This window comes from Pusillibacter faecalis, assembly GCF_018408705.1.
Lineage (GTDB): Bacteria > Bacillota > Clostridia > Oscillospirales > Oscillospiraceae > Oscillibacter > Oscillibacter faecalis.
This window is the reverse complement of sequence record NZ_AP023420.1, coordinates 1,477,141-1,493,864: the sequence shown is the minus strand read 5'-3', so window position 1 is coordinate 1,493,864 and position 16,724 is coordinate 1,477,141. Positions and strand designations below refer to the sequence as shown.

Below are 16,724 nucleotides of genomic sequence, written 5' to 3'. Positions count from 1 at the left end.
TCACCTCCATGGTTCGATTCCATCCAGCATCTGCCCTGGCTCCATCAGAGCCGTCAGGCGAAAGGGATTGCTTCGGGCCAGCTCTTTTTCCGCCACGGCCCGCAGCCCGGTGACGTCGTCCCGCTGGAATGGCAGGTGATACAGCACCACCTGCTCCGGCATGATCTGTTCCAGCAGGCGCCGCCCGTCCGGATGCAGGAGAAAGAGCGGTGTGATGAACACCGCCGTCAAAGGCCCCAGCGCCAAAAACCGCTCCCGGTTCTCCGGACTCCAGTCCGCATCCGCAGCGAACAGCAGCCGCACTCTGCCTATGGACAGCAGCACGGCGCAGTGCCTTACCGCCGCGTAGGTCTGAACGTCCAGATGGCGGGTGGGGACATAGGTGGCGGCGCAGTCATCCCACAGAGGGATGGAAAGCGCCTGCTCTTTCTCCGGGGAGAGCTCATGGAGCACCCCCTGTTCCGCGGCCTTGGGCAGCGGCCGCCGGTCCTCCAGAAACGACGCGGGGTCCGCTCCGGCCCGGGGGACATAGATTCCCCGCACGCGGTTGTTGCGTGCGTACTCGTCGGTATATGCAGCGTCAAAGTGGTCCGTATGCCGGTGGGTAAACAGCAGGAAGTCCACATCCCGGTAGGGGCTGTCCATCCCAAACACCGCCCGCTGCACTTCCTTCAGCGGCGGGGAGAAAAAACGGTTCTTTCCGTAAATCCCGTCCACCAGCACCCGCCGGCCGCCGAAGCTGACCAGCACGCCGGAGTTTGCCGCCAGCTGTATGTGTCCCACGGCTCAGAGCTGGAGGGGAGTAAAGACCGGCACGCCCCGCTCCGGGTCTATGGCGCGGCTCATGTTGATATGGTCCAGCTCCCCGATGACCATTTCCACGGTGGTCAAAACGCGGTTGCCCTCTTTGAAGTGCCCGCCGAATGCCGCTCCGGACTCGTCAGCAAAGGCGGCATGCACATGCAGGGAGATTTTGCCGTCCTGCTCTGTGCAGATGATGCCGCCCATGGAGATCAGCTCGATGGGGCAGGGCAGCTCGATGGGGTCGCCGTAGCCGTACAGCCCCGGCTTGCCGGGCAGCTCCTCCGGGTCGAAGAAGCTGCACCCCTGTAAGCTGCCAATGGCGGAGAGGATGACGCCGTGGCCGATGCCGTGATCCTCGCAGAACTTCTGAAGGCCCAGCATCACATCCTCGCCGGGCTCAAAGCGGAGGGCATACAGATTCTTGAATGTACCTTTTGCAGATTTCATCGCGGCCTCCTTCAAGCGTGAACCACGCGTCCCAGGGCGTCCAGGCAGGCCTCCCGGATGGCCTCCGCCACGGCCGGGTGGGGATAGATGGCGCACTCCACGTCCTCCAGCAAAAGCTCCGAGGCGATCATCTGCGTTCCCAGCGCCACCAGCTCCGAGGCGCAGGGCCCCATCATGTGCAGACCCAGAATCGCGTGGTGCTCCCGGTCTGCCACCACGGTCACAAAGCCCTGGTTCTTTCCCATAGCCAGGGACTTGCCGTTGCCCGCGAGGCTGAACGTGCCGGTTACAACGTCCATGCCCGCTCTTTCCGCCTCCTCCCGGGTCATCCCTACGGAGGCCACCTCCTTGTCCACGAACACCACCTTGGGCACCGCGTTCAGCCGCAGCTCCCGGTCTATGCCGGCCATGTTCTCCACGGCCACCACGCCGCCCTCAGAGGCGGTGTGTGCCAGCATGCCCTGGCCCGTGATGTCGCCGGCCGCATAGATGCCGGGGACAGAGGTGCGCATGTGGGAATCCACCTGGATGAAGCCCCGCTCCATCCGGATGCCCAGCTCCTCGCAGCCAAGGCCGGCGCTGTTGGCCTTGCGGCCGGTGGACACCAGCACATACTCCGCCGAAACAGTGCCCTCCGCGCCGTTCTTTTCAAAAACAACCGCCTGTTCCATCCCCTGATCGCAGACAGATTTTACCATGGCGCCCAGCTCCACCTGGATGCCGGCGTCTGTGAACTGCCGCGCAACGGCGTCCGCCAGGGAGCGGTCCATGCCGCCGAGAAGATGGGGCAGCATCTCCACCACGGTGATTTTGCACCCAAAGGCCGCCAGAATGCTGGCAAACTCGCAGCCGATCACGCCGCCGCCGATAATCACCATGCTCTTTGGCAGGGTCTTCAGAGCCAGTAGCTGGGTGCTGTCAATCACCCGCTCGCCCTTGAGCCCGGGAATGGGCGGCGCCGCGTTGGAAGATCCGGTGGCAATCAGGATGTTTCGGGTCCTGTAGACCTTGCCGCCGAGCTTCACCTCACTGGCGGAGAGGAGCTTTGCCTCTCCCGGAAGGAAATCCACCTTGTTTTTTTTCAGCAGGTAGCCAACGCCGTTTACCAGCTGCTTCACCACGCCGTCCTTCCGGCGCATCACCGCCGGGAAATCCACCCCGGTCAGCGCGGAGCCGATGCCGTACCGGGCGGATTCCCGCACGGTGTTGGCCACCTCCGCGCTCTGAAAGAGCGTCTTGGTGGGGATGCAGCCCACGTTCAGGCAGGTGCCGCCCAGATGCTCTTTTTCCATCACGGCGGTGGTCATCCCCAGCTGGGCCGCCCGAATGGCCGCCACATAGCCGCCGGGTCCGCCGCCGATCACAATCAGATCATACCTGTTCTCTGCCATATCAAACGCCCTCACTGTGCCAAAAAGAGCTCGGGGGTTTCCAGATACTCTTTCATGGTCTTTAAGATGCTGCCGATTTCGCCGCCGTCAAAAACCCGGTGGTCATAGGTGACGGAGAGGCACATCATGGTGCGCACGCAGATCTGCCCCTGATAGACCACGGGCTTTTCAACCGCCCGGCCAAAGCCCATGATGCAGGACTGGGGCGCAGGCAGAATGGGGTTGAAGTTATCCACCGGAAAGACCCCCATGTTGGTCAGGGTGAAGGTGCCATCCCGCTGGTCGTCGGCGGTAAGCCGTTTCTCCCGGGCCTTGACCACAATCTCCCGCAGGGCGCGGCTGAGCTCCACCAGAGACATCTGGTCGGCATCCCGCACCACGGGGGAGGTCAGGCCGTAATCCGTGGCCACCGCCACACTGAGATTCACGTAGGGGAAGGTGAGGATCTCCTGGTCGGTATAGCTGGCGTTGGCCAGGGGATGGGTCTTGAGCATCTTCACCGCCGCGTAGGAGAGGAGATCGTTCAAAGTTACCCTTGTCCCCAGAAGCTTCTCGTTTTCCACCAGCCGCCGGCGCATGGCCGCCAGCTCCGTGACGTCCACCTCGACGGAGTCGGAGGTCTGGGCCATGGTGTGCAGGCTGTTGAACATGTTTCGGGCAATGGCCTTGCGGATCGGCGTAAGAGGGATGCGGACCGGCTCCCGGGACTTGGCGCCGGCCGCGCTCTGCACGGCAGGCTGGCAGCTGTCCACATCTCTTGCCACAATCCGTCCGCCCGGGCCGGTGCCGGTTATCAAAGAGAGGTCAATCCCCGCCTTCTCCGCCTTTTTGCGGGCCAAAGGCGATGCGATGATCCTGCCTCCGGCGGCTTTCCGGACCGTGGGGGCCGGGGCCGCCTGGGGTGCGGCGGGAGACTGGGGGGCCGCCTGGGGTGCAGCGGAGGCCGTGCAGACGGCCTGGTACTGGGCCTCGTCCGCAGCCAGATACGCGATCACACCGCCCACGGGCACTGTGTCGCCCTCTCCGGCCACCAGATGGATTTTTCCGTCCGCAGGGCTTTCAAAGGGCATGGTGGTTTTTTCGCTCTCAATCTCCGCCAGAACCTGACCCTTTTTCACCTGCTCCCCCTCGGAGACCTGCCACTGATCCAGGGTGTTCTCCGTGTTGGTCAGGCCGGTCTTTGGCATCAGGACGCTCTCCGCCTGCACCGCAGCCGCAGGAACGGCAGGCGCGGCGGCGGCACAGAGGCTCTCATACTCCGCCTGGTCTGCGGCAAGGTGCGCGATCACGCCGCCCACGGGCACCGTGTCGCCCTCCCCGGCCACCAGATGGATGATGCCGTCCTCCGGGCTCTCAAAGGGCATGGTGGTTTTCTCGCTCTCAATTTCCGCCAGAACCTGACCCTTTTTTACCTGCTCTCCCTCGGAGACCTGCCACTTGTCCAGGGCGTTCTCCGTGTTAGTCAGGCCGGTCTTTGGCATGACAATTTCCATACTCATATCTCTTTGCCTCCGGCCGAAACAGCCTTTGGCATATGCCTCCTCACTTTTTGATCATCACTCAGAAGAGCGCCTTTACAGCCGCCGCAATCTTCTCCGGATTCGGAACCGCCCGGGCCTCCAGGCCCAGGTTATAGGGCAGGGGCACATCCAAAGAGGCAACGCGCTTGATGGGGGCGTCCAGCTCGTCAAAAAGCTCCTCCTGAATCATGGCCGCCCACTCCGCGCCAAGGCCCCCGCGGAGGTTGCTCTCCTCCACAATGACGCAGCGGTGGGTCTTGGAAATGGACTGATAGGCCGTCTCCTTGTCAAAGGGCAGCAGGGTCCTGGGGTCCACGACCTCACAGCTGATGCCCTCCGCCGCCAGCTTCTGCGCGGCCTCCAGCGCCTTTTGAACCATCAGGCCCACGGCGAGGATCGTCACATCGCCGCCCTCCCGCTTGATGTCGGCCTTGCCGATGGGCAGCACATACTCCTCGTCGGGAATCTCCATCTTCGTCTTATAGAGCTGCTTGTGCTCAAAGAACAAAACCGGGTTGTCGCTGCGGATCGCGGCCTTCAAAAGGCCCTTGGCGTCATAGACGTTGGAGGGGGTGATGATGGTCAGGCCGGGCGCGTGGTTGAAAAGGCACTCAAAGATATTGGAGTGCTCGGCGCCCGCGCCGAAGGAGTAGCCGCCGGCGCAGCGCACCACCAGGGGCAGCTTGTAATCCTCGCCATGCAGATACCGCCACTTTCCGCAGGAGTGGAACAGCTCGTTGAAGGCCACCAGCTGGAAGTCCGAATACATCAGCTCCACGCAGGGCCGCAGGCCCGTCATGGCCGCGCCGATGGCGCTGCCCACAATGGCGCCCTCGGAAATGGGGGTGCTGATGCAGCGCTTGGGGCCAAACTCCTCCAGAATCCCCTTGGTGGCGCAGAAGATACCGCCCATCTCCGCAACATCCTCGCCGTAGACCAGGACCGTATCATCACGGCGCATCTCCTCGCTGATGGCAGCGCTGATGGCCTGTGCAAAACTTTCTTTCATGAAGAGTTCCTCCGTTATATGATTGTGAATGTCCACATCAGGCGTACAGACCGTCAAAAATGTGGTCGGGGTCCGGTTCGGGGCTGTTTTCCGCGAATTCCACCGCCTGCTCCAGCTCTAGAGCAATCTCTTTGCGCATAAGCTCGATGTCCTCCTGGGTCAAAACGCCGTTGTCCAGCACATACTTCTCCAGATTGGCCAGGCAGTCCTTTTTGACCTCCTCTTCCGTCACGGCCTTGTCCCGGTAGGCGCACTGGTCGCCCTCAAAGTGGCCCCGCCAGCGGTAACACTTGATCTCCAGGACGGCGGGTCCCTTTCCGGCGCGGATATCGTCGGTCAGCTCTTTGGCCGCCTCATAGATCGCCAGGGGATCGTCGCCCTGGACAACCCTGGCGGGCATGCCATAGCCGGCGGCGCGGTCCGCAGCGGGATTCGGAACCGGGATCGTGTTGGCGTGGTTGGCGGAGATGGCGTACTGGTTGTCATCGCAGATGAACAGAACCGGCAGCTTCCAAATGGCGGCCAGGTTCATGGCCTCGTGGACGTTGCCGCGGCTGTGGGTGCCGTCGCCGTTGTAGCAGTAAACGATACGGCCGTTTTCTAAGTACTTGGCAGAGAGCCCTGCGCCGATTGCCACCTCGGTGTCTACGCCCAGGGAGCCGGCGGTGCCGATGCAGCCCTTGTCCAGACGGGCGATGTGGTTCACGCCGCCCCGCCCATGGGAGGTGCCGGTCTGCTTGCCCAGGATCTCTGCAAACATTTCGTTGAAGGTAACGCCCACGGCATGGGCGGCGGCAACCACCCGGTGTGTATGCTTATAGTAGTCCCCCTCGCGGCGGGTCATCAGCGGCGCCACATAGGCGGCCTCCTCGCCAACCCCGCTGTGGATGTGGCCGGGCACCTTGCCCAGCGCGTAAATCTCCACCAGCTTCTCCTCCGCCATGCGGACGCTGAGAAGCTCCTGATACAGCTCTGTCACCAATTCTTTGGAATATTTCATCATACTCTCCTATCAACGCAGTCGAAATTCACAGGGCCGCGCCTGTCAGTCCATCCGCAGGCCGCCGTCGGCGTTTCCAATCTCGCCGGTTACAAAGCTTGCAAGGTCGGAGGCATAGAACAAAATGAGGTTGGCAATCTCCTGCGGGTCGGCGGGCCGGCCCAGGGGAATCTGGCTGAGAATCCGGTTGTGCCGGTCCTGATCCATGCCGGCGGTGATGGCCGTCTTGGTGTAGGCGGGGCACACGCCGCAGCAGGCCACGTTGTAGGGGCCGCCCTCCTTGGCAACCGCCTTGATGAGGCTGTTGACGCCGCCCTTGGAGGCCGCGTACACGCTGGTGCCCAGCAGTCCGCCGCCCACCTGGGCCGCCACGGAGGAGACCACCACGATCCGGCCGTAGCTGTGCTCTTTCATGTTGGTGAACACGCTCTGGATGCTGGCAAACACGCCGGTGAGGTTGATGGCAACCACGCGGTCCCACTCCGCCTGGGTCACATCCTCAAACTTGGAGGTGCTGACAATGCCGGCCACGCAGATCAGGCCGTGAATCTGCCCGAACTTCTGCACCAGGGCGCCGAACTTCTCCCGAATCTCTGCGGGATTGCTCAGGTCCACGGCGGCCACCGTGACTTTGTCCTCACCGTACTTCTCCTGGTACTTCCGGGCCCCGGCCTCATTGATGTCCACAATGACGGCGTGGCCGCCGCCGGATACAATGCCGTCCACCACGGCGCCGCCAATGCCGCCGGCACCGCCTGTCACAATGTAGTTCTTACCGCTGTAATCCATGGAAACCATCGTTTAAAACTCCTTTATGTCAAAAATTCGTCAATCTTGCTGTTGAAACCCCGGACCGCCAGAATCCTGCCGGGTGGCGGAGGCATCGGCGGCCCGGGGTCATGGTTGAAAACGGCAACGGGAAATCAGCTGCCTAACACGGAGGGAATCCACTCGGTCACGGCAGGCACATAAGTCACAAGCAGCAGGACAATCAGTCCCAGGCCCAACATGGGCAGGGCATCCTTCAGGGTCCGCTCCAGGCGGGCACCGGCGATCTGGTTGCCCAGCAGCAGGCACACGCCCACCGGCGGCGTCATCAGGCCAATGTACAGGTTCACGCACATCATCATGCAGAAGTGAATGTCTGACAGTCCCAGAGACAGCATCAGGGGACGCAGCAGCGGGGTCATCATCACCACAGCGGCGTTGGCCTCCATCAGCATGCCGATGACCAGGAACAGCAGGTTCACCAGCAGGAGGATGATATATTTATTGTCCGTCAGGTTCGCAAAGAGGTCCAGCACCGCGGCAGGCAGGCCTGAGGTGGTGATCACATAGCTGGAGGACTTGGACACGCCCACCAGAATCATGATCGCCGCGGCGGAGACGCCGGCCTCCGCCATGGAGGGCAGAATCTCCTTCCAGCTCATGTCCCGATAAACAAAGAGGCTGATCAAGAGCGCATAGATCACGGAGACCGCGGCGGCCTCCGTGGCGGTGAAGATTCCGCCGAAAATGCCGCCCAGGATGATGACGGGCATGAGCAGGGCCCAGATGCTGCTGCGGAAGGTGCGGAAGATCTGCTGGGCGTTCTGCTTGGGGCGGGAGGGCAAATCCTTCTTCTTGCCGTACCAGAGGCTGTAGCCCACCAGGAACAGCGCCAGCAGCACGCCCGGAATCACCGTGGCCTGGAACAGCGCGGAGATGGAGGTCTCCGTGGCGCTGGCATACACGATCAAGGTGATGGAGGGGGGAATCATGGGCCCCAGAATAGACGCCATGGAGGCGGTGGCCGCCGCGAAGGAGTCGCTGTAGCCCTCCTTTTTCATGGCGGGGATCGTCATGCCGCCGATGGCGGAGCAGGTGGCAGTGGCAGAGCCGGAGATGGCGCCGAACAGCGCCGAGGCCACCACAGTCACTACGGCCAGACTGCCCTTCACCCACCCGAACAGCGCGTTGGACACATCCACCAGCTTCATCGTGATGCTGCGGGACATGATGTTGCCCGCCAGCATGAAGAAGGGGATCGCCAGCATGGCCGTGGAGTTGATGCCCGCAAAGGTCTGCTGGGGAATGACAATCAGGGGCATGCCGCCCAGGGCCATGGCCGCCAGCGTTGCGGTGCCCAGGGCCAGGAAGATGGGCACGCCGCAGATCGAGAGAACCAGCAGCCCAACAATTGTGACAAGACCGACGCTCATGCCTGCACCCCCTTCTTCTTATGGCCCAGCTCCTGGAACTTCACCAATTCCCTTAAAATGACCTCAACCGACATCAAAATCATCAATACGCTGCCGATTGGCAGACAGGCGTACGCAACACTCATGGGAAGCCCTGTGCCGGCCGAGATACTGTGGCCGGTGGTGGCGCAAAGCGTAATCCCATACTGGCAGAAAAATCCCAAGAACCCGATGCCCACCAGAGTGCAGAGGGAAACCGCAATGCAGCGGCCCCGGGCGGGCAGCATGTTAATGACAAAGTCCACCTGCAGGTGGGAATACTTACGGACGGCAATTGCCGCGCCAAGCAGGACCGAGTAGCACATCAGATAACGGGCCAGCTCTTCGCTCCAGATATTGGAGGCGTTGAACACATAGCGCAGGATGACCTGATAGAAGATCACGATGACCATGACGACCATGGCAATCCCGACAATCACTCTCAGAATCTTGTCGATGACGTCCATGATCTTGGAATAGACGTTCAGCAAAGCTTTCATAAAAACTCCTCAATCAGAAATCTCGGGAGATGCGTCCCCCGCATCTCCCGAGACGCATTGTTTTCTCTTCACCTGCTCCTCTCCGGAGCGACACACTGTGAAAGATCAGGCCGCCTCAGCGGGGTCCACCGCGGCAGTGTCTGCCATGGCGGCAATCTGGTCCGCCCAATCCACCAGATCGGGGAATTCGCTCTGCATGAAGCCGTCGAACGCATCAATGAACTCCTGCACGTCTACGTCCACGATGGTCACGCCGGCGTCAAGGGCCTTCTGCTCCACCTCAGCCTCAAACTCCACCATCTGCTCATTCCGCCAGGAAGAGGCCTCGTCAGCAGCTTTGGCGGCAAGCTCCTGGATGTCAGCGGGCAGGCCGTCAAAGAAGGTCTTGTCCATGAAGAAGCAGTCCTGGCTGTACACATGGTTGCTCTTGATCCAGTAGGGGTTCACGTCATAGAAGCCGTAGTTCCAGCACTCGCTGATGGGGTTCTCCTGGCCCTCCACAGTGCCCTGCTGAATGGCGGTGTAGGTCTCGGTGATCGCCAGCGGGGTGGGGCTGGCGCCCAGCCACTCCCAGGTCTTCACATACATGTCAATGCCGGGGGCGCGCAGCTTGAAGCCGGCGAAGTCCGCAGGATGCACCATCTCCTTAGTGGCGGTGGTGATGCGGGCGCCGCGGTACATGCCGCCCAAAATCGCAAAGCCGGCGGCATCACCGATCTCCGCCTTGATCTCCTTGCCCAGATCACTCTGCCACACATTGATGAAGTGGTCGTAGCCAGTGTACAGATAGGGAGCGGCGTCGATATTGGCCAGCTCCGTGAAGGGGGCCAGGGTGCCGATGCTCTCCGCATACACATTGCAGACGCCGTAGGCCATGCTCTCCAGCAGCGTCTGTCCGGAGCCCAGCTGTGTGCCGCCATACAGATCGCAGGTGATGCGGCCGTCGGAGTACTCCTCCACCAGTTCACAGAACTTGTTGGTGGCCTCATACAGCAGGTCGCCCTCCGAGGTATTGACTGCCACAATCCAGTTGGCGGTGTAGCCGCCGTCCTCCGCCGCGCCGGCGTCACCGGTGCTGCCGGTGTCGGCGGTGCTGCTGTCCCCACCGCAGCCAGCCAGCAGGGCGGCTGTCATGACAAGCGCAAGAATCAGACTCGTAATCCTTTTCATACTCGTTTCCTTTCTTCTATGGAATTCTATTTTGAATTCATTTTTTATCAAAACGAATTCTTTATTTTTATAATAGAATTTATTTTGTCGTTTGTCAACGGAAAATTTCTTTTCAGGATGATCTTTAGCCAAATGCACAAAATCCGTTTTTTATTTCGTTAAACTCACAAATAAAATGTATTTGTGCGCAAATTTTTTTGGATCATACAGAAGTGCAATTTAAAAAAATTGATTTTGCCCTTGAAATAGAATTTTTTCTAGTTTATAATTGTAAAAAATGAATTTATTTTTTTGAGCAGTTTGATTTCTCCACGGGGATATCAAGAGATGCGGAAGGGGGCTGCTATGGCTCAAGAAACCATTAAAAAAGCGCCGTCTCTGTCGGAATATGCCTATGAAGAGATCAAGCACGCCATTGAACGAGGCGTCTATCCACCAGGCGCGAAACTGATCACGCAGGAGATTGCCGACCGGCTTGGCATCAGCCGCACGCCTGTTGTGGCGGCAGTCAACCGCCTGACCGCGGAGGGATATGCGGACGCAGTTCCCCAGCACGGAATTTTCGTGAAGAAATTATCGGTGAAAATGATTCGTGATACTCTGGAACTGCGGCTGATGATCGAGCTGTTTTCTGTGGATGCGGTCATCCGGAACATGGTGTTTGACTCCGATGCAGTCCAGGAGCTGCGCAGCGCCGTGGAGGGCTATCAGGACATCGGCCCCCGAGATTACGACAAGGCCATGAAAACCGAGGCCAATTTTCACTCGATTATTATTCGCCTGGCGCAAAACGCGGAAATTCTGCGGGTGTATCAGAGCAGCCGCTGCATTGAGACCACCTATCAGATGTACCGGATGGCCAATATGGAGCTGGCCACCGTCCAAAACGCCTATCAAGAGCATGTGCGCATTGTCGAACTGCTGGAAGCGGGAAACCAGGCGGGCGTCAAGGCCCTGCTGGAAAAGCACATCCAGCTGCCGCTGAATATGCTGAACTGGCTGGTTAACACCGGCCGGACGACGGGAACCATTTCGCCCTAAAAAGAAAGCCATTCAGACAGAACCGGAGTCTGTTTGAATGGCTTTGAAGCGCCTAAGAGAGCGGATAAAAAGAGAGAGGCATGTGCCTCTCTCTTTTTTTGCGCGCTGGCGGGGAGCTTTCCGATGGGATGGATATAGGCTATGTTGATAGTCTGGCAATCCACCCCCATTTTCTTTTCGTCTTGCCGAAAAGAAAACGGGCCGTGGACGGTCCAAAAGAAAAGACTCTGGGCGCAAACTTGCACGTGCGTGCAAGTTCGCTTAAAACGGGGGTCTTCCGAATATGTGCCGACTGGAATCGGGAATCTTCTGCCGGCTCGCGCCATTCTCCGGCATTTGAAGTACATTTCCCCGCGGGTTTGGTTTGGCGGAGACTTCGTTGGAGGTTCCGGACACCCTTTGTTTCTCTTTCCGCTGGCGCTGCCTTGGTGCGTGTGGAAAACGAAGGAGCGGAAAAGGCGCACCTGGGCAAATATGAATAAAAGAGAGGCGATGCCTCTCCCTTTACTCTGATAAAAGCTCGTCAGCCGTAACGCCAAGCACCTGTGCGATTGCCTTGAGTTCCAAATCCGTCACAAAGCGGTTTCCACTCTCAATGCACTGCACCGTGTTCTTATTGAACTCAATGCCTTGCAGCGGCAGCCAGTCCGCTGGCTGAGTGGTTCCGACTTTGTCGGAGGAATCCACCCCCCATTTTCTTTTCGTCTTGCCGAAAAGAAAACGGGCTGTGGACGGTCCAAAAGAAAAGACGCTGGGCGCAAACTTGCACGTGCGTGCAAGTTTGCTTAAGACGGGGGTCTTCCGAATATGTGCCGACTGGAATCGGAAATCTTTTGCCGGCTCGCGCCGGACGTGTTCCGTCGCGGAGGACTGGCTCCCGCGGGTTCGGTTTGGCGGAGACTTCGTTGGAGGTTCCGGACACCCGTTGCTTCTCTTTCCGCTGGCGCTGCCCTGGTGCTTGCGGGGCGGAAAATTTTCGGGAAATTTGAAAATGACCTGCGGTGCGGGTCTTTTGGGACGAAATTTCCTGATAGAATCGGGGCAGAAGGAGGGAACGATAGATGCGGAAATATCGAAACATTGAGCCAGAGCGATGGCGGGCCATTTTAGGGCTTCTCCGCTGGCAGCTAAGCCTGCGCGTGGCGGGCCTGGAGCGGGCGCGGACATGGGGCGCCGCGCCTCAAATCCTTCTTGCCCGCCGTCTCCTGCAAGAAGCTTACGACGACAGCCGTTTTCTGCATCTCTTTCTCGGTTATTCCAGAGAAACCGCGCTGGAACAGCGAGCATCCCAGCTCCTGCGCACCCCCCCCAACACCCTAGCTCCCCATTACGCATAGGGGAGCGCCAGCGGAAAGAGAAGCAACGGGTGTCCGGAACCCCCAACGAAGTCTCCGCCAAACCAAACCCGCGGGGAAATGTACTTCAAATGCCGGAGAATGGCGCGAGCCGGTAGAAGATTCCCGATTCCAGTCGGCACATATTCGGAATACCCCCGTTTTAAGCGAACTTGCACGCATGTGCAAGTTCGCGCCCAGCGTCTTTTCTTTTGGACCGTCCATTGCGCAGCCGTTGGCGGCTGTGCCGCTTACGGATGCGGCATACCCCCTGCGGGTGCGGCCCGTTTTCTTTTCGGCAAGACGAAAAGAAAATGGGGGGTGGATTGCCAGGCTATCAACATAGCCTATATCCATCCCATCGGACGACCCCCCGCCTCCCATGGCGGCCAAAAAAATCAATTTTCCACGTATGAAACTGAAAATTTCACAGACCCTAATCCCGGAGTGATTCAAAAAAGGAGTGAACCCATTTGGAGACTGGAATCCATAATACCTCCGAGATCGGGCGGCTGAAAAAGGTGCTGCTGCACCGGCCCGGCGCGGAGCTGGAGAATTTGATGCCGGAGTATTTGGAACGGCTGTTGTTTGACGATATCCCCTATCTGAAGGAGGCCCAGCGGGAGCACGACGCCTTTGCGGACTGTCTGCGAAACCAGGGGGTGGAGGTGGTGTACCTCACGGACCTGGTGGTGGGCTCCCTCACCTCGCCGGAGGTGCGCCAGGACCTGATCCGCCAGTTCCTGGACGAGGCCGGGACCCTGGACGAGCGGACCCGCGGCCTGCTGGCGGACTATTTTGGCGGCATGTCGGACAAGGAAATGGTGTCCGCCATGATGGCCGGCGTGCGCAAAGGGCAGCTGCGCGTTACGGGCGGAAAGCTGGGGGACTATCTCTCCGCCGCCGGGGACGATTACCCCTTCGCGGTGGACCCTCTGCCCAACCTCTATTTTACCCGGGACCCCTTTGCCACCATCGGCACCGGCGTCTCTATCCACAAAATGCACACCGCCACCCGAAACCGGGAGACCCTCTTTGGCAAATTCATCTTTGAGCACCACCCGGAGTACCGCAACGCGCCCCGCTGGTACGACCGGGGCGAGACCAGCTCCCTGGAGGGCGGCGATATTCTGGTGCTCTCCCCCCAGGTGCTGGCGGTAGGCATCTCCCAGCGGACCCAGGAGGACTCTATTGACGCTCTGGCGGAGACGGTGCTCTCCCAGAGCAAGACCTTCCGGAAAATCCTGGCCTTTAACATCCCCAAGACCCGCTCCTTCATGCACCTGGACACGGTCTTTACCATGGTGGACCGGGACAAGTTCACCGTTCACCCCAACATCCTCGGACAGCTGACCGTGTTTGTCATGGAGCTGGACGAGAACCGCCGGGTGAAAATCCGCCAGGAGGACGGCCGGCTGGAGGACATCCTGAAGGAACACCTGAACCTGGACCGCGTCACCCTCATCCCCTGCGGAGAGGGCAGCGAGATCGACGCCGCCCGGGAGCAGTGGAGCGACGGCAGCAACACGCTGGCCATCGGCGCCGGCGAGGTGGTGGTCTACTCCCGGAACTATGTCACCAACCGCTCCCTGGAGGAGGCGGGCATCCGCATCCACACCATCCCCAGCGCGGAGCTGAGCCGGGGCCGGGGCGGCCCCCGGTGCATGAGCATGCCCCTGTGGAGGGAGGACCCCTGAGGGGCGCACCTCCCTGTCAACCAACAACGAATTGAAGGAGAAATTCATCATGGCAGTCAATTTGAAAGGCCGGAGCTTTCTGACTCTGGCGGACTTTACCCCCGCGGAAATCCGTTACCTGCTGGACCTGGCCCGGGATCTGAAGGCCAAGCGCCGCAGCGGCGTGTGCGAGCCCACCATGCAGGGCAAGCACATCGTGCTGCTCTTTGAAAAGACCTCCACCCGCACCCGGTGCTCCTTTGAGGTGGCGGCCACTCAGGAGGGCGCCCACGTGACCTATCTGGACGCGGGCAGTTCCCAGATGGGGAAGAAGGAGTCCTTGGAGGACTCTGCCAAGGTGCTGGGCCGGTTCTTTGACGGCATCGAGTACCGTGGCTTTGACCAGAAGGTGGTAGAGGACTTGGCAAAGTACGCCGGCGTACCCGTGTGGAACGGTCTGACCGACGCGGACCACCCCACCCAGATTCTGGCGGACATGCTGACCATTGAGGAGCACGTCCACAAGCCCCTGAACAAGGTGAAGGTGGTTTTCCCCGGCGACGTGCGAAACAACATGTGCTATGCCTGGATGATCGGTGCGGCCAAGATGGGCATGCACTTTGTGGGCATCGGCCCGGAGGAGCTGGCTAAGCAGATGGACCCGGAGATCGTGAAGTCCACCTTTGCCACCGCCCGGGAGACCGGCGGCCTCATCGAGATCACCGACAACATGAACGACATCAAGGACGCGGACGTGATCTACGGCGACATCTGGGCCTCCATGGGCGAGGAAGAGCTGATCCCCAAGCGCTCAGAGCTTCTCTCCCCCTACCGGGTGACGGAGGAAACCCTGAAGGCCACTGGCAATCCAGAGGTCCTCTATATGCACTGCCTGCCCTCCTTCCACGACTTTGAGACCAAGCTTGCCAAGGAGTGGCACGACAAGGGCGTGGATATCCGGGAGGTCACGGACGAGGTGTTCCGCGGACGCCACAGCGTCGTCTTTGACGAGGCGGAAAACCGGATGCACACCATCAAGGCCGTGATGGTTGCCACCATCGGCAAGTGAAAGACTCCAAATTCCGCATGCCCACCGCCTATACCATCCTCTTTCTGCTGATCATCCTGGTGGCCGCGGCCACCTGGGTGATCCCGGCAGGCGCCTATGACTACGTGGACGGCGTGCCTGTGGCGGGCACCTACCACGCGGTGGACCCGAACCCCCAGGGGGTGGGCGATGTGCTGAAGGCGGCCTTCTCCGGCTTTTACGACGCCGTGGATGTGTGCGTGTTCATTCTGATGGTGGGCGGGTTCCTGGGCGTTGTGATGAAAACCGGCGCGGTGGATGCGGGCGTCGCCAGCATCATCCAGCGCCTGGGCGGCCGGGAGAAGTGGCTCATCCCCATCCTGATGCTGCTCTTCGGCCTGGGCGGCACCACCTACGGCATGTGGGAGGAGACCATGGCCTTTTATCCGCTGCTGATTCCGGTGTTTCTTGCGGCGGGCTATGACGCGGTGGTGGGCATCTCCGTTATTTTGCTGGGCGCCGGGGCCGGCGTCATCTGCTCCACGGTGAACCCCTTTGCAACGGGCATCGCGGCGGGCTTTGCCGGGGTGTCCCTGGGGGATGGCATTTTGCTGCGGATCATTCAGTGGATTGTCTTTGAGTCCGCCGCCATCTGGTTTGTGATGGCCTACGCGGCCAAGGTGAAAAAGAATCCCTCCAAATCCGTGGTGGGCGTGGGCTCCGGAAACATTCACGTGGCAATGGATGAGACGGTGCCCTTTACCCCCAAGCGGAAGGTCATCATGGCGGTCTTTACCCTGACGTTCCTCCTGATGGTCTACGCCGTCATTCCCTTTGACGAGATGGGCCTGCCGCTGCCGGTTCTCGGCTGGTGGTTCCCGGAGCTCAGCGCCCTGTTTTTGGTGAGCGGCGTCATCATCGGTCTGATCGACCGCCAGAGAGAAGATGAGATCGCGGACACCTTTGTGGCCGGCTGCGCGGATCTTCTGGGCGTCGCGCTGATCATCGGCATCAGCCGGGGCATCACGGTGCTGATGAACGACGGCGCCATCACCGACACCGTGCTCCACTGGGGTGAGGAAGCCCTGGCAGGCGCCGGGTCCATCAGCTTTGTGCTGCTGGTATTCCTCATCTACCTGCCGCTGACCATTCTGATCCCGTCCTCCTCCGGACTTGCCACGCTCTCCATTCCCATCATGGCGCCCCTGGGCAAGTTCGCCGGGGTGGGCGGAGACCTGGTGGTGACTGCCTTCCAGTCTGCCAGCGGCCTTGTCAACATCATCACCCCCACCGCTGCGGTGGTGATGGGCGCCCTGGCCCTGGGGCACGTTCCCTACGATCGGTGGGTCAAATATGTCTGGAAGCTGATGTTATATTTTCTGGTGCTGACACTGGTGTTTTTGATTGTCGGTGTGGCGCTTGGATGAGGACAGGGGAGCGCGGCGGCTCCCGCGCTCCCCTGTTTTGGATTCAGCCTCTCCGGTCCTTGCGGAAAAACGCCAAGTCAGGCGCGTTCCGCAGGTCTGCTTCTCCCATCTGATTTTGCACCGATTTGAAAGACACATGCGATTTACATATATATCCAG

Annotated in this window: 16 protein-coding genes; 5 read left to right on the top strand and 11 right to left on the bottom strand. The window is 60.2% G+C overall.

Going from position 1 to position 16,724, the window contains the following annotated elements; all coding sequences use genetic code 11:
- The 10 genes from KJS55_RS07565 to KJS55_RS07520 all read right to left on the bottom strand — a co-directional run bounded on the left by KJS55_RS07565 (position 1) and on the right by KJS55_RS07520 (position 10,060).
- On the bottom strand, positions 1-783 hold the full coding sequence (locus KJS55_RS07565) for an MBL fold metallo-hydrolase (RefSeq protein WP_213543042.1): 783 nt from the start codon (positions 781-783) through the stop codon (positions 1-3).
- A gap of 3 nt (positions 784-786) precedes the next feature.
- Positions 787-1,251: a PPC domain-containing DNA-binding protein gene (locus tag KJS55_RS07560; RefSeq protein ID WP_187030186.1), complete on the bottom strand. Its 465-nt coding sequence runs from the start codon at positions 1,249-1,251 to the stop codon at positions 787-789.
- 11 nt (positions 1,252-1,262) lie between these two features.
- Entirely contained in the window at positions 1,263-2,642 is a 1,380-nt protein-coding gene (lpdA, locus tag KJS55_RS07555; RefSeq protein WP_213543041.1) for a dihydrolipoyl dehydrogenase, read from the bottom strand.
- 11 nt (positions 2,643-2,653) lie between these two features.
- On the bottom strand, positions 2,654-4,141 hold the full coding sequence (locus KJS55_RS07550) for a 2-oxo acid dehydrogenase subunit E2 (protein WP_213543040.1): 1,488 nt from the start codon (positions 4,139-4,141) through the stop codon (positions 2,654-2,656).
- Between the two features lie 61 nt (positions 4,142-4,202).
- Positions 4,203-5,171, bottom strand: a complete 969-nt coding sequence (locus tag KJS55_RS07545; protein WP_187030180.1) for an alpha-ketoacid dehydrogenase subunit beta — start codon at positions 5,169-5,171, stop codon at positions 4,203-4,205.
- Positions 5,172-5,208: 37 nt separating this feature from the next.
- Positions 5,209-6,171, bottom strand: a complete 963-nt coding sequence (locus tag KJS55_RS07540) for a thiamine pyrophosphate-dependent dehydrogenase E1 component subunit alpha (protein WP_187030178.1) — start codon at positions 6,169-6,171, stop codon at positions 5,209-5,211.
- Positions 6,172-6,216: 45 nt separating this feature from the next.
- Entirely contained in the window at positions 6,217-6,969 is a 753-nt protein-coding gene (locus KJS55_RS07535; protein ID WP_213543039.1) for an SDR family NAD(P)-dependent oxidoreductase, read from the bottom strand.
- A 125-nt stretch (positions 6,970-7,094) separates the two neighbouring features.
- Complete coding sequence (locus KJS55_RS07530) at positions 7,095-8,372, bottom strand: TRAP transporter large permease (protein ID WP_187030176.1); 1,278 nt, start codon at positions 8,370-8,372, stop codon at positions 7,095-7,097.
- Complete coding sequence (locus KJS55_RS07525) at positions 8,369-8,890, bottom strand: TRAP transporter small permease (RefSeq protein ID WP_187030174.1); 522 nt, start codon at positions 8,888-8,890, stop codon at positions 8,369-8,371. The genes KJS55_RS07530 and KJS55_RS07525 overlap by 4 nt, the downstream gene beginning before the upstream one ends.
- Positions 8,891-8,995: 105 nt before the next feature.
- On the bottom strand, positions 8,996-10,060 hold the full coding sequence (locus tag KJS55_RS07520) for a TRAP transporter substrate-binding protein (protein WP_213543038.1): 1,065 nt from the start codon (positions 10,058-10,060) through the stop codon (positions 8,996-8,998).
- Between the two features lie 345 nt (positions 10,061-10,405).
- Between KJS55_RS07520 and KJS55_RS07515 the strand changes: the two genes are divergently transcribed.
- Positions 10,406-11,101 (top strand): GntR family transcriptional regulator, encoded by a 696-nt coding sequence (locus KJS55_RS07515; RefSeq protein WP_187030170.1) that lies wholly within the window; start codon positions 10,406-10,408, stop codon positions 11,099-11,101.
- A gap of 504 nt (positions 11,102-11,605) precedes the next feature.
- Here the strand turns inward: KJS55_RS07515 and KJS55_RS07510 are convergent.
- A complete protein-coding gene (locus KJS55_RS07510; RefSeq protein WP_213543037.1) occupies positions 11,606-11,788 on the bottom strand; it encodes a helix-turn-helix domain-containing protein in 183 nt (60 codons plus the stop codon).
- Between the two features lie 374 nt (positions 11,789-12,162).
- On the opposite strand from KJS55_RS07510, the gene KJS55_RS07505 reads away from it, so the two are divergent.
- The 4 genes from KJS55_RS07505 (at position 12,163) to KJS55_RS07490 (ending at position 16,565) form a co-directional block, all read left to right on the top strand.
- On the top strand, positions 12,163-12,438 hold the full coding sequence (locus tag KJS55_RS07505; protein ID WP_213543036.1) for a hypothetical protein: 276 nt from the start codon (positions 12,163-12,165) through the stop codon (positions 12,436-12,438).
- Positions 12,439-12,908: 470 nt separating this feature from the next.
- Positions 12,909-14,132 carry an arginine deiminase gene (arcA, locus tag KJS55_RS07500; protein ID WP_187030166.1) on the top strand — a complete coding sequence of 408 codons (1,224 nt, stop codon included), beginning with the start codon at positions 12,909-12,911 and terminating at the stop codon, positions 14,130-14,132.
- A 49-nt stretch (positions 14,133-14,181) separates the two neighbouring features.
- Positions 14,182-15,180: an ornithine carbamoyltransferase gene (gene argF / locus KJS55_RS07495; RefSeq protein ID WP_213543035.1), complete on the top strand. Its 999-nt coding sequence runs from the start codon at positions 14,182-14,184 to the stop codon at positions 15,178-15,180.
- Positions 15,177-16,565 carry a YfcC family protein gene (locus KJS55_RS07490; protein WP_213543034.1) on the top strand — a complete coding sequence of 463 codons (1,389 nt, stop codon included), beginning with the start codon at positions 15,177-15,179 and terminating at the stop codon, positions 16,563-16,565. Before argF ends, KJS55_RS07490 begins: the two co-directional genes overlap by 4 nt.
- Positions 16,566-16,724: the final 159 nt, after the last annotated feature.

What these genes read in the sequence shown, in the direction of transcription:
- KJS55_RS07560 (WP_187030186.1), bottom strand. Translation starts at nt 1,251, where the DNA reads ATGAAATCTGCAAAAGGTACATTCAAGAATCTGTATGCCCTCCGCTTT.
- lpdA (WP_213543041.1), bottom strand. Translation starts at nt 2,642, where the DNA reads ATGGCAGAGAACAGGTATGATCTGATTGTGATCGGCGGCGGACCCGGC.
- KJS55_RS07550 (WP_213543040.1), bottom strand. Translation starts at nt 4,141, where the DNA reads ATGAGTATGGAAATTGTCATGCCAAAGACCGGCCTGACTAACACGGAG.
- KJS55_RS07545 (WP_187030180.1), bottom strand. Translation starts at nt 5,171, where the DNA reads ATGAAAGAAAGTTTTGCACAGGCCATCAGCGCTGCCATCAGCGAGGAG.
- KJS55_RS07540 (WP_187030178.1), bottom strand. Translation starts at nt 6,171, where the DNA reads ATGAAATATTCCAAAGAATTGGTGACAGAGCTGTATCAGGAGCTTCTC.
- KJS55_RS07535 (WP_213543039.1), bottom strand. Translation starts at nt 6,969, where the DNA reads ATGGTTTCCATGGATTACAGCGGTAAGAACTACATTGTGACAGGCGGT.
- KJS55_RS07530 (WP_187030176.1), bottom strand. Translation starts at nt 8,372, where the DNA reads ATGAGCGTCGGTCTTGTCACAATTGTTGGGCTGCTGGTTCTCTCGATC.
- KJS55_RS07525 (WP_187030174.1), bottom strand. Translation starts at nt 8,890, where the DNA reads ATGAAAGCTTTGCTGAACGTCTATTCCAAGATCATGGACGTCATCGAC.
- KJS55_RS07520 (WP_213543038.1), bottom strand. Translation starts at nt 10,060, where the DNA reads ATGAAAAGGATTACGAGTCTGATTCTTGCGCTTGTCATGACAGCCGCC.
- KJS55_RS07515 (WP_187030170.1), top strand. Translation starts at nt 10,406, where the DNA reads ATGGCTCAAGAAACCATTAAAAAAGCGCCGTCTCTGTCGGAATATGCC.
- KJS55_RS07505 (WP_213543036.1), top strand. Translation starts at nt 12,163, where the DNA reads ATGCGGAAATATCGAAACATTGAGCCAGAGCGATGGCGGGCCATTTTA.
- argF (WP_213543035.1), top strand. Translation starts at nt 14,182, where the DNA reads ATGGCAGTCAATTTGAAAGGCCGGAGCTTTCTGACTCTGGCGGACTTT.